Source organism: Marinobacter sp. B-12 (assembly GCF_056857915.1).
Genome location: NZ_JBSXOB010000061.1, coordinates 16062 through 27740, shown reverse-complemented (window position 1 = coordinate 27740; position 11679 = coordinate 16062). Strand labels below are relative to the sequence as shown.

General features: G+C 55.7%; 14 protein-coding genes. 3 read left to right on the top strand and 11 right to left on the bottom strand.

Going from position 1 to position 11679, the window contains the following annotated elements:
* Nucleotides 1–114 precede the first annotated feature (114 nt).
* Nucleotides 115–897, bottom strand: coding sequence for a helix-turn-helix domain-containing protein (locus AC13D2_RS15395; protein ID WP_482938879.1), 783 nt, complete (start codon nucleotides 895–897; stop codon nucleotides 115–117).
* A 151-nt stretch (nucleotides 898–1048) separates the two neighbouring features.
* Here AC13D2_RS15395 and AC13D2_RS15390 point away from each other — a divergent pair, with 151 nt between their 5' ends.
* Nucleotides 1049–1456, top strand: a complete 408-nt coding sequence (locus tag AC13D2_RS15390; protein WP_273066043.1) for a hypothetical protein — start codon at nucleotides 1049–1051, stop codon at nucleotides 1454–1456.
* Between the two features lie 46 nt (nucleotides 1457–1502).
* Here AC13D2_RS15390 and AC13D2_RS15385 read toward each other — a convergent pair whose 3' ends face one another.
* The 4 genes from AC13D2_RS15385 to AC13D2_RS15370 all read right to left on the bottom strand — a co-directional run bounded on the left by AC13D2_RS15385 (nucleotide 1503) and on the right by AC13D2_RS15370 (nucleotide 4088).
* Nucleotides 1503–1988 carry a hypothetical protein gene (locus AC13D2_RS15385; RefSeq protein WP_273066041.1) on the bottom strand — a complete coding sequence of 162 codons (486 nt, stop codon included), beginning with the start codon at nucleotides 1986–1988 and terminating at the stop codon, nucleotides 1503–1505.
* Nucleotides 1989–1996: 8 nt separating this feature from the next.
* On the bottom strand, nucleotides 1997–2377 hold the full coding sequence (locus AC13D2_RS15380) for a DUF6152 family protein (protein WP_300492943.1): 381 nt from the start codon (nucleotides 2375–2377) through the stop codon (nucleotides 1997–1999).
* 154 nt (nucleotides 2378–2531) lie between these two features.
* Nucleotides 2532–2687, bottom strand: a complete 156-nt coding sequence (locus AC13D2_RS15375) for a hypothetical protein (RefSeq protein ID WP_273066037.1) — start codon at nucleotides 2685–2687, stop codon at nucleotides 2532–2534.
* Between the two features lie 252 nt (nucleotides 2688–2939).
* Nucleotides 2940–4088: a mechanosensitive ion channel family protein gene (locus tag AC13D2_RS15370; protein WP_273066036.1), complete on the bottom strand. Its 1149-nt coding sequence runs from the start codon at nucleotides 4086–4088 to the stop codon at nucleotides 2940–2942.
* Between the two features lie 176 nt (nucleotides 4089–4264).
* On the opposite strand from AC13D2_RS15370, the gene AC13D2_RS15365 reads away from it, so the two are divergent.
* Nucleotides 4265–6256, top strand: coding sequence for a hypothetical protein (locus tag AC13D2_RS15365; RefSeq protein ID WP_273066033.1), 1992 nt, complete (start codon nucleotides 4265–4267; stop codon nucleotides 6254–6256).
* A gap of 10 nt (nucleotides 6257–6266) precedes the next feature.
* Here the strand turns inward: AC13D2_RS15365 and AC13D2_RS15360 are convergent, their stop codons facing one another.
* The 3 genes from AC13D2_RS15360 to AC13D2_RS15350 all read right to left on the bottom strand — a co-directional run bounded on the left by AC13D2_RS15360 (nucleotide 6267) and on the right by AC13D2_RS15350 (nucleotide 7889).
* The gene (locus AC13D2_RS15360) at nucleotides 6267–6680 is read right to left on the bottom strand and encodes a hypothetical protein (protein WP_273066031.1); all 414 of its coding nucleotides are present in this window, start codon (nucleotides 6678–6680) and stop codon (nucleotides 6267–6269) included.
* Between the two features lie 245 nt (nucleotides 6681–6925).
* Complete coding sequence (locus AC13D2_RS15355) at nucleotides 6926–7381, bottom strand: metallophosphoesterase family protein (protein WP_273066029.1); 456 nt, start codon at nucleotides 7379–7381, stop codon at nucleotides 6926–6928.
* 28 nt (nucleotides 7382–7409) lie between these two features.
* Nucleotides 7410–7889, bottom strand: a complete 480-nt coding sequence (locus tag AC13D2_RS15350) for an FKBP-type peptidyl-prolyl cis-trans isomerase (protein WP_273066027.1) — start codon at nucleotides 7887–7889, stop codon at nucleotides 7410–7412.
* 169 nt (nucleotides 7890–8058) lie between these two features.
* Here AC13D2_RS15350 and AC13D2_RS15345 point away from each other — a divergent pair, with 169 nt between their 5' ends.
* The gene (locus tag AC13D2_RS15345) at nucleotides 8059–9057 is read left to right on the top strand and encodes a YeiH family protein (protein ID WP_273066025.1); all 999 of its coding nucleotides are present in this window, start codon (nucleotides 8059–8061) and stop codon (nucleotides 9055–9057) included.
* Between the two features lie 13 nt (nucleotides 9058–9070).
* Here AC13D2_RS15345 and radD read toward each other — a convergent pair whose 3' ends face one another.
* From radD to AC13D2_RS15330, 3 genes are read right to left on the bottom strand one after another with little or no spacing between them, the layout of a single operon-like run.
* Nucleotides 9071–10861, bottom strand: coding sequence for a DNA repair helicase RadD (radD, locus tag AC13D2_RS15340; RefSeq protein WP_273066022.1), 1791 nt, complete (start codon nucleotides 10859–10861; stop codon nucleotides 9071–9073).
* A gap of 1 nt (nucleotide 10862) precedes the next feature.
* On the bottom strand, nucleotides 10863–11279 hold the full coding sequence (locus AC13D2_RS15335) for a helix-turn-helix domain-containing protein (protein ID WP_273066020.1): 417 nt from the start codon (nucleotides 11277–11279) through the stop codon (nucleotides 10863–10865).
* A 5-nt stretch (nucleotides 11280–11284) separates the two neighbouring features.
* Nucleotides 11285–11596, bottom strand: a complete 312-nt coding sequence (locus AC13D2_RS15330) for a type II toxin-antitoxin system HigB family toxin (protein ID WP_273066017.1) — start codon at nucleotides 11594–11596, stop codon at nucleotides 11285–11287.
* Nucleotides 11597–11679: the final 83 nt, after the last annotated feature.

Below are 11679 nucleotides of genomic sequence, written 5' to 3'. Positions count from 1 at the left end.
CCCTGCAAAACCGTTTGGAGAAGTGCGGTGTTGTGAATGTCTCCTACACTAGACATGCGAGGAGGGTTGCGTAAATTCAACCCCGATCGCGGGCAGTATCGGCAGCAGTCCGTTTCAGCGTTGCCAAAAAGCCTTGCTACGCTCATCCATTGGGAAAAAATGTTCGATCCGCAAATTCTGTGCGGTGACATCCAGAGGCGTGCCTATCGTTGCGATGGTCGAGAAGATTCTAAGCTGCTGATCCCCCAGGTTCAGGGTAAAAGGAATCGCCGGGTAGTCGAGATGTTCCACCAGGTGGCTTTTCCAACCCTGTGGAACACCGTGCAAGGTCAAGGCATGCTCCAGCAACCGGTTGGGCTGGTCCCGGAAGGGGCCGGCAAGGTGTTCATGGTAGACGCGTTGCAGCATGTGACATGCGATGTTTTCCCAATCGCCCACGAAGGGCTTCATGCCCTCGTTATCCAGCAGTGACAGTAGAAAGTTTGGCCTGTAGGGGAATCGAGCGCCCAACTCCACCATTCTTACCATCATCTCCTGCATGGCCGTGTTAGCCATCACCAAATAGTATTCGTGATCGAACACTACTGCCGGATATGGGAGGTGCGCCTGCAGTAGGTGATCAAGCGCCTCTTTGATCATAGCCATACCGGGCGCGCTCAAATCCTGATCGCTGTATACCTGGCTGTAACCCGCCGCAGACAGCAGGCGGTTGGTCGCTGCCAGATCCGTCTGAAGCATCTGCGCCAAATGCAGAACCATGCCCTTACTGGGTTTGCTGCGGCCTGTTTCCAGAAAGCTGATGTGTTTTGCCGACACTTCGCATTCAAGGGCGAAATCCATCTGGCTCAACCGTTTACCCTGCCGCATTTCTCTAAAAAGCGTACCGAAGGCGCTCATCGTCGTTCCTGTGAATGTCCGAGTGTTCAGCGATTATCTTCATCAAGGGTGGGCTGCACCATTACCTCACAGGTAATTGTACCCATCACCGCCCGGGTAGAAGCTTTGTAGTGTAGTCAAACACATTGCGAAACCCGATTGAGGTGATCCTATGAAAAACTTCGTGCGTCAATTCAGCGTAAAACAGATCGTCCTGAGCGATGTCTTTCTTTCCACGCCGTTGGCGTTGGCACTGATCCTGGCATCAGGACCAATTGCCCAGTTGGCTGGCGGGCCCGGCGCAACGTTCTATCAGGTGGTGGGCATAGTGATGCTGCTCTGGTGCGTGGATATGGCCGCTATGGCCATGAACGCACGATGGCTGGAGAAATACTTCAACCTGATGATGGTTGTGGACGTCAGCTGGGCCTTACTGTCTTTCGCCCTGATGCTGTGGTTTGCGGACAGCCTGCAGGCGTTGGGCTGGGTGCTGTTCGCACTGAACGTTCTTGTTCCACTGGACATGGCGTGGATGAAACGGGTTGCTGGAAGTAAGCCTTTTGAGCCCGAGTTCAGCTAATCACCAAAGCACCGGCGGGTGGTGGTCCCTGTCGCCACCCGCCTGGTCAGAAGTACCCTAATAGCCTGCCAAGGACCAGCGCACTGCCCCAGGTCACCAGAGATATCAAGGCCCCTGCTCTCACGGATAAAGGCATGGCTGCATCCATTGGGAGGCTCCGTATATCCCGGTGCTCTAACACCCGAGCGAGTATCAACGCGTTCGACACTCCCAACAGGACAACCACCATCTTCACCCGGAACAACATCGATCCGGCGTAATCGGCAGCCGCCGTGGCGAATAAAAGAGCACCACAAACGATCGCCAACCCCAAGCCAAGCGCCGATGTCATACGAAGCACATCAACAAACACCATCACGGGGTAGCGACGCCAGAGCCCCAGCAAGCGCAAATCCAGTGGCACAATTCCGCCGACCAGCAGGGCAACCCCAAGAATATGCCCGGCGTTGACCAACGGATATGCCAACGTGGAATTGCGTAGGGCTGAGACAACGGCCAGGTTTTCGACGAAGACCAGTGCCTGCTCAATCATTCCCAGGTTCAGGAATCACGACCGGGGTACAAGTCGTAGCTCTCCCCGTCGATCACAATCCGCTCAGCCTTGACCAACCGTTCGCCTTCTTTGGCGGACCGATGACCGTGCACGGTCATTTCCCGGCCGACACTCAAAACCTCTTTACTCAGCCCGACGCGGTCGTTACGCCAGGGCTGACCAACTTCCACAACCCATGCCTCGCCATCAACGTCGATCGTGACCTCGCCATGGGGATTACCAAGGCGCATCGACTGGATGGTACCGGTAATTTCAAATTCCTCGTCCGTTGCCCAAGCCCAACCGTGATGGGCCTGAGCGGTAGAGGCCGCTAAAATCGCAACAAGAACAGCAAAACAGAGCAGCTGGGTAAAACGCACGTGAGGCATATCGAATCCTCTTTTCGCGAGTTTGTCAGGGTAATTGCGCGAGCACTTTTCCATGCCCATTTAAATCTACGCGATTTCCATTTCACCAGACTAGGCCAGACTATGACAGGTACGCCAAAGATGCATGTTCCGGAAAACTGATTAACCCGGTTTACTATTTCAGGGTAATTTGCTTCGGGTTCTGAGACGTTTCTTGTCCACTCTTGCCCTTACCCACATACTCGACAGCCCCGCCTGACTTCAAAAAAGCAGCGGTCTGTTCCTCAATCGTGGCAGACGTTAAGGTGACTTTCTCGGGCTTCTTGCTCATGGTGTTCTCCAGGTTAACTGTTGGCCTACCCAACAAATAAACATCCATGATATCTGAAATAGGAAAAAAGTGTTTGGAGACACTTTAGCGCCGGTAGCGTGCCGCGATGATGTGATCTATTGAACACCAACTCTGTTCAAAGGAAAGTGCGAACAGCACAGTTGCGAGTGCCGATTTGGACCGAGACCGAGAGCGATGGCACGCGGAACAACATCCGGGCCAACCGGTTTGAATGATGAATTTGGGTAGAAGTTATCCGTTTGTTCCCCGCATGCTGTAGAGGGGCTCCAGTATTGGCTTCAGCCCTTTTGCATCATCAATAAACAGTTGCAAATGAGGGAAAGGAATCTCTATGCCGGCAGCGTCCAGCGCCTCTTTCATCTGCTCCAGAACATCCGCCATGATTCTGGGTTGTACATCCAGATTATCGGGTGTAATCCACACCTTGGCTTCCAGATTCACCGAAGAATCACCCAGGCTTTTGAGCAAAACTCGGGGCTCCATACCAGCACCCTGTAGAACTTCAGGATGCGTCAGCAAAACCGGCATCAGCACGTCCCTCGCAGCCTTTGCCGACTCTTTGTATGCAATGCCAACCGGAATATTCAGGCGCGTGACACCTTCTGCGCTGTAATTGATGATATCGGAAGACGCCACACTGTCGTTTGGAATCATCGCGAAGATGTTATCCCGGGTGCGTAGCCAGGTGGTTCGCAAGGCAATCTTGACCACTTTGCCGTCTTGCCCGTTGATGGTGACCCAATCACCAATGCGGAACGGTCTTTCAATCAACAGGGTGATACCGGCAATGAAATTGGAGAGGGTTGATTGCGCGGCAAAGCCTACTGCGATACCGACTATCCCCAAACCGGCAACAATCGAAACCACATCGAAACCGAACTGGGCGAGTACCGTCACCACCGCCAGCGCTGAGACGACAACAGAAAACAGGTTCTCGACCAACTGACGAATCGAAGGGTCCATTTTGTAGCGCACCATGCTGTCCTTGATCAGGCGCGCCAGAATCAGCCAGGCCACATAGAAACCGAGGGCCATAAAACCCGCCCTCGCCATCGCCTTGAGAACCTCATGAGACGTTCCAAACTGCGCAAGAATGAAGATCAGCGCTCCTAACCCGGCCAGATAACGCAAGGTGCTACGTACCTGGATGAACAGATGCGTTTTGGCCCGCCGCTTCCCCAATACCAGCCGGATGGCACCTGTCAGGACCAAATAAATTCCGAAGAAAACCCCAAGGTAGATAAAAGAAACCAGCAACTGGCCAAGCACCTGAGCGATTAGCTCGCCCCATTCCAAATCCTCGCCAGACACGGCCCGGAAGGCATCGCCAATATTTCGCTGGAGCTGTTCAACCAGCTCGGTACTGAATGATTCAGCCATCAGGTGTCTGCTCTTTCATTGTTGTAGGTGTCGGCATCACTTTATCGGATCTCTTGCTCATTATGATAGCTGGGTTAGCGTCGGCCGGCAGGTTCCTGGTTTCACCCGGCCGCTGGGAGCAGATGTTTTCCAGGGGCCAGGTTGACACAGTCCCAGGTTGGCTTAAGGATGGTTGTATGACCAGACAAAAAAAAGCAACCGAAAACCAGAATAGCCACGCGCCGACGGAACTTGTAAAAGCATTTGACGGCGCCGTCAGCCGCCTTGCTGAAGTCAACGCAGTTGAGGGTGTGTCGCCCGTATTCGAGGTGATTGATGCGGCAAAGCCCCTGATACTCAGCCCCGAAGGCCTGCAAGCGCTATACGAGCGCGTCCCGGCCATAGAATCCGCCGGGTTCTTTGGAGGCAGCGATTGGGACTATCCCCAGACACTGGTGCCCTCTCTGGCTGCACGTACGGTTCGGCACGGTGACCCAACGGCAACACTGGTCGAATGCCTGAGCCAGATTCGCCTGTTGGCGGTCACCAGAGGCGACTTCATCCACGCTTCCATCTCGGCGGAACACGCCCATAACTTCCTCGCCCAGGTGATGGCGATGAACCTTGATCTGGTGGTTAGTGATGACCTGCAAGAGAGCGACAGGCTGCGGCCCGACCAGCTCGGCCACGCCGTTCAGAACCTGTACCACTACCTGCTTCACCATCTGGGATACGAAAACCTTCTGGAGCACCTGGTGGCCGAAGTCTGGCGTATTCTGGAGCAGCGCCCGGTTCAGGTTGAGGGCGTCAAACACATGGTGACCCAAATAGCGGTTTGCCTGGAAAAACCGGACGCCCTGGGCGGCGAAGTCGGCGACGACGCCCTGCAACTGATCAACGCCGTATTCAGCCCCACCGAAGGTTGCCGTGAAGACCCCGGCTTTGAGGTCTATTCCGAACGACTGGCGGAGATGGACGACGCCGCCCTGATGCGCGAAGCCATCGCCTTTGCCCAGGCCATGCACAGCACCGGCCTGGTGTCAGCCTACATGCCCGTCTTCATACGCTTCCTGCGCGGGCGCTGGAACGCCCTGATCCCCACGGCCCTCGGGCTGAGTTACACCGGTGCCGATGCGTTTCACTGTTACCCCGCGCTGATTCACCGCCTGATCGACGACGCCCTGTTTCCGGAAACCAGCCAGTGTGCCTACGGCCTGGCCATGATGCTGGAGCGGGGCATTCTCTACTCGCCCCCGGTAGCCCCATCCCTGTGGCGCCAGATACGCATGTCGCTCTGCGACGCCGCGGCCGAGAAGATCGAGACAGTCTTTGGCACTAGCCGCTCCCCTGAATGTTTTCTGCTCGCCGACGTACTAAACGTGCTGGGGCGGCCACTGGGCGTGGGCCAGGGCAATTACCCGACCTGCCAGTCCACCCGTGCCCTGTCGATGTGGGCTTACAACATGCCGGCAGAGCTGCTGCGCATCCTTGCCTGGGCAGCACGGGACGATGAAATCATTATGCGCTTCGAAGGCAACAGCATTTCTTCACGGGAACTCGGCACCGGACTGGCCACCGAGCCGCCCGTGGATGTCGATGCCGTATCCCTGCTGACCGTGCCGCATCTGGACCGCATCTATTTTGAAATGGGGCGTCGCAGTATTGGCCGCGGAGAGGACCCCCACAAATGGGTCAACGCCGAATTTCATGGCGACCACGTTGGCCACGGATTTCGCATCGCCGTGGACGTTTTTACCGGCAGCCTGAAAGATTTCGAAGGGTTTGTGCGGGATTTCTACGCCGCCTATCACCCGTTCTATAACGGCAACATTCCCGTCATCAATCCACAGCCGGCTGGCATCGCGGTGACCGACAGCGCCACTCGTTTTCTGGGCTGGCACGCAATCACCATCCAACGGCTCGCGATGGATGCAGACAAGACCATGCGCGTCTACTTTTTCAACCCCAACAACGACAGCGGGCAGAACTGGGGCCAGGGCGTCGTCACCTCAACCCACGGCCACGGGGAGCTTTTTGGCGAAGCCTCCTTACCGGTAGCCGAATTCGTTTCCCGGCTGTACGTGTTTCACTATGATCCGATAGAAAAAGGCGAGCCGGGCGATATCCCTGCCGATGAAGTCAACCGGGCCATGGACCTGGCCCGGGGCAGTTGGGCTTCGGGGCGGTAGCCAGCGCCGCTCAACGACGGACTCCCTGCACAATCAGGTAGTCGCGCGGTACCGTGATACCGAGCTCGTCTTGAAATTCTTCATGAAAAGCCACGAAATCAGACTCAAACCGATTTCGGCGCTCGGCATCAAGCTTGCCCGCAAGCGTTTGTACAGGACCATAACCCTCCACAAAAGTGCGCCATGCGGCCTTGGCATCAGGCTCGCGATAGTAGGAAGTGCCCCGCTCAAAGCGCAACTCAAAGGCGTCGCCCAGCAACTCCATTAGCCGTTCGGTATTCCCCCACGCGAAGGGAGACGCTGGCGGTTGGCCTTCGGGCTTTGGCATGTACTGCTTGATCACCTTGAACATTCCGAAAACGTTGCCATCCGGTGTCCAGACCGCCAATACCAGTCGCCCCCCTGGACGCACGACACGAGCCATTTCAGTGGCGGCATCCTCGGGCCGATCTGGATTGGTAAGCGGGCACTGGCGCCAGCAATCGAGCGGGGCGACATTCGCCTGCACGGTCGCGTGGACTTAGCACGCTCGATCAACCATTGGCTTATGTTGTCGGCGCTTGCAAAAGAGCCTCCTCTTACCAACGAATAAGACCGAAAGCAGGCGTCAGCCTGATTGCCGAAAGAAACGCGTGACAAAATCGCGACAGGTCTATTTCTCCAAACTGATCAAACCGGCAGCTCAATGATTTCACCAGACACACCGCCTTCATTCACCTCCAACCGCCCCACCGTGATCGGCAAGGTAAAGCGCCGAGGCCCGGCGCCGCCGGGATTGAAGTAAAGCACGTCGCCGATCCATTCATTACGGGGCTTGTGGGAATGGCCGGCGATCACCACGCGGTAACGGCCTTGCGGATCAATGTCGAGGGTTTTGACATCGTGGAGCATGTAGATTGCGTGGCCGAGGAACTCCAGATCCTGAACATCGGGAAACGTCGAAGCCCGGCCCGTTTTGTCGATATTGCCGCGAATGGCAACCACCGGCGCGATCGCCTCCAGCGCGCCCAGAACCTCATCCCGGCCAACGTCACCGGCATGAAGGATCAGGTCAGAACCTCTCAAGACCTCCAACGCTTCGGGGCGCATTTTGCTGTGGGTATCTGCGATCACTCCGATGTGCATATACTCCCCCTTTTAATCCTTCAACCCCTCAGTGATGCCCACCCGGCCCATGTGCGTGGCCGTGCGCGATCTCTTCCGCATCGGCGGCGCGTACTTCGATGACTTCGATATCGAAGGTCAGGGTTTTACCGGCCATCGGGTGGTTGGTGTCGACATCGGCAAATTTGAGGCCGACCTTGGCGATGACCACATGGCGCGGGCCCTGCTCGGTTTGCACCTGGGCGATCATGCCCCGCTTCCAGCGTTTGGCACCCATCAAATGCTTGACCGGCACGCGCTGCACGGCATCGGCCTTGCGCGGGCCGTAGGCTTTTTCCGGAGTGACGGTAACGCTGAACGTATCGCCGGCCTCGCGACCTTCCAAAGCTTCTTCCAGGCCCTGGATAACGCCGCCATGGCCATGCAGATACGCGTTCGGCTCACCGCCACGGGAATTTTCGACTTCGTTGCCCTGTTCATCACGGACACTGTAGTGAAACAGGACCACCTGATTCTTTTCGATTGGCATAGGGTTCTCTACAAAGATAAATGGTCGTCCATTATAGCCGGCAGAGGCGTTTCGATAGTCCCCAACCAAACATACATAAAATCGATTACCAAAACACAAAACAACCATTTAGTAGATATATAAAAACTCATTAGAATAAGCATATTCCATAAAGTTAGGAGTATCGCAAATGTTCAGGGGATTAGGGTTGTGCGCGTTTCTGACGTTGACCGGCTACGGCCTCGCGGCTTTGCCCCCGGTTCGTGAAACAGGCTTGGGGCCTTTAGTGTTTACGTTGATACTGGGCCTCGTAGTTGGAAATCTCCGTGTAGGAAAACAACTGGATGGCGTGGCAGCCGGACTTGGCTTTGCTTCCCGATGGTTATTGAGGGCCGGGATCGTCCTGTTCGGATTTTCCCTCACGGTGCAGCAGTTGTTGGGCCTGGGGCCAAAAATTCTGGTGCTGGACACACTGGTCGTTCTGACAATTACAACCGCAGGCTATTGGCTAGGCACACGGTGGCTCAAGCTGGATCGCGATACAGCCATCCTTACCAGTGCAGGAAGCGCAATTTGTGGTGCGGCTGCGGTGCTTGCCACCGAAGGGGCCATTCGCGCGCGGCCGGCGGCAACCTCTATGGCGGTAGCCACAGTGGTCCTGTTCGGCACCCTCGCCATGTTCATCTACCCAGTGATGTATCCGCTGCTGGGCTGGGACCAGGGGCTGTACGGTATTTACATTGGCTCCACAGTGCACGAGGTGGCACAGGTCGTGGCCGCTGGAAATGCCGTTGGTCCGGACGCTATGACCAATGCAGTCATTGTGAAACTGGTTCGGGTGATGTTGCTGGTCCCATTCCTTCTGGTTATCGGCCAGATCTGGTCACGGTATCGAAATGAAGGTGACGACGCTGACGAAACAACAGGCAAGCTCACGATTCCCTGGTTCGCGTTTGGCTTTGTCGCCGTTGTCGTACTGAATAGTCTGTTGCATCTACCCCAGACAGCCCAAGGTACATTGGTCCTTGCGGGGCAGATAGCCATGACGATGGCGATGGCAGCTCTCGGATATCAGACCCGGATTGAAGCTCTTCGGCACCTGGGGCTGAAGCCGTTTATCCTGGCGTCGTGTCTTTTCGTCGGCCTGCTCGTCGGAGGCGCACTGGTCACACCGGCGATTATCGGTTAACAGCGACCAGGCTCTACGCCTCATTCGCCTTACGATAGCTACCCTGATAATCAAAAATCCGCTCCTGCACCTGCCAGTAGTGCTTTTGCTTGCGAGCAATTACAAAATCCGGTGCAGGCAACAAAGCCTTCAACTCAAGCACCTCCCCCACCCTACTGAACTGCTTCGGGGCCTGGCTGTTTGCAAAACGACGCCCGAACAGCCGGTTAAAAACAGTGCGCTGCGCCGGCCTGCTGAAATCAAACGACTCGCTGAGTTCTTCCCCTTGCTCGCCGTGATAGGTGATCTTCAGTTTGCTCCCGTTAAAGTTTAATGTAATCCCAGCGCAACGGATCACCATCGCATCCTTGAGCTTCAGGGCATCTCTCAGTTGATCATCCGGGTCGATAATGGCTTTCTGGCATTGGTGACAGTTGCGGGCGGCAGTATCATTCTCGCCACCGCAGTGCGGGCATTCCTTGAAACGAAAACGGTAATCGCACTGCTGAGGGCGCCCGTTCTGCGCGGCGGGTTCATCCCCGTCCGCAGTCTCCAGAAGCCCCTGACAACGGCGCCCGTAGTGCTCGGTCACACGGCCGTCACTATCGGTTTTGCCCCAGAAGATATTGGCAAAGCCACAGCCTGGGCAGAATACCTGCACCGGCTCACTGTCCGGGTTCGGTTTCGGCTCGCCCACCTCCGGGTGATGCAGATTCACGTGGTTGCCCGCGTAATCAATCACCAGGCAATCCTGCTTACCGTCGCCCAGGCGAAGGCCACGGCCCACAATCTGCTGATACAGGCTCACCGACTGGGTAGGCCGAAGAATGGCGATAACGTCCACATGGGGCGCATCAAAGCCCGTGGTGAGCACAGACACATTCACCAGATACTTCAACTGCCGCTGTTTGAAGCGCTGAATCAGCATGTCCCGATCTTTCTGATCGGTCGCGCCGGTCACCAGGGCGGTCTGGTGTTCCGGCAGATAGCCGGTGATCTCCCGCGCATGGTCCACCGTGGCCGCAAAGATCATTACCCCCTGGCGCTCAGCGGCCAGTTCCATCACCTGCTCAATGATCGCACGGGTCACACGCTTGTGTTTGCTCAGCAGCTGGTTGACGTCCTTCTCGGCATACTCGCCAAAGCGGTCCTGCGCCAGCGCGGAGAAATCGTATTGCGCCACCGCCGCGTTCACCAACTCAGGCCGGGTCAAATACCCCCGGTTGATCATATAGCTCAATGGCAGTTCGTAAATGCAGTGCTGAAAGGGCTTGTCCTGCTCTTCACCAGAGCCGCGAACAAAGCCCCGGTAGTGATAGCGATAGATCCAGCCCATGGCCAGACGATAAGGCGTGGCGGTCAGCCCCAGCACTTTGAGGGCATCATTCTGTTGCCGTAGTAACTCGATGATCCGTTGGTACTGGCTGGTTTCATTACCGCTGACCCGATGGCACTCATCGATGATGACCAACGAGTATTCATCCTGGAACTGTTCCAGATTCGCCGATACCGACTGCACACTGGCAAAAGTCACCTGGTGGTGGCTTTCTTTGCGCTTCAGCCCGGCAGAGAAAATACCCCCTTCCAACCCATAACTCTGGTATTTGGCGTGATTCTGCTCCACCAGTTCTTTGACGTGGGTCAGTACCAGGATTTTACGCTTGGCAAGACGGGCCAGCTCGGCGATGACCAGGCTTTTGCCGGCGCCGGTTGGCAGCACGATGACCGCTGACTTGTCGGATCTACGAAAATGATTCAGCGTGGCGTCGACGGCTTCCCGCTGGTAAGGTCGGAGCTTGAACGGGGTTCCTGAATACGTAGGCATCCTAGAAAAACAGTACCGGAGACACCCCAAACCGCTTGCCGAGAGCCTCCATGTGTTTGCGAGTCAACTTCTTTCCTTCAGCGCCATTGAGAATTTTGCTCACATTACCCTTTGAACCCAACTCCGGCAGATCAGCAACCCCAAGGCCGTGTTGAGCCATCAGAGTTTTCAGCACAGCAATCCCCCGGTCCGTTTCAGCAACAGCGGCATTAAAGTCGGAAAACTCTGCAGCCTGGTCCTCCCAGCGCTCAATGCTGACAGCCAGAACCTCAATGAGAAGCCTATTGGCGTCGTAGTCGTCCACCAACTGGTCCATCAGCTCCAACGCACGCTCATAATCGTTCTGAGTCTCAATATGAGCCACAAAAGGCACCTGAGCCAGCGCTTCTCTAATCTCAACAAAAGCAGGCGATAACATAAGCCTCACTCCCTATTGCGACGGTATTTGTCGGTCAGCCGGTCGTATTCGGCGTGGCTACAAATGTGTTTTACGTACATACGATTATCACGGAACTCAATGAAGGCAATCAGCCGAAGATTGTTGCCGCCAATGTCGATAACCCACCATTTGTCCCGGTATTTGAAATTGTCCAGAGACGGGAACACCTGACGCAACTGCCCAGGTGTTTCAAACCGTCCATTTCGCAAAGTGGTGTAGGTATTCACCAGAGCTTCCCGATCATTGGGAAACTGCTTGGCAGCATCATTGAACGGTTTTCTTGAAATAATGTGCACAAACGTTCCTTGTTTCTTTTTTTGAAACCATATCACGAGGTTTCAAAAATGGAAACTATTGACTGGCGCCGCTATCTATTCGT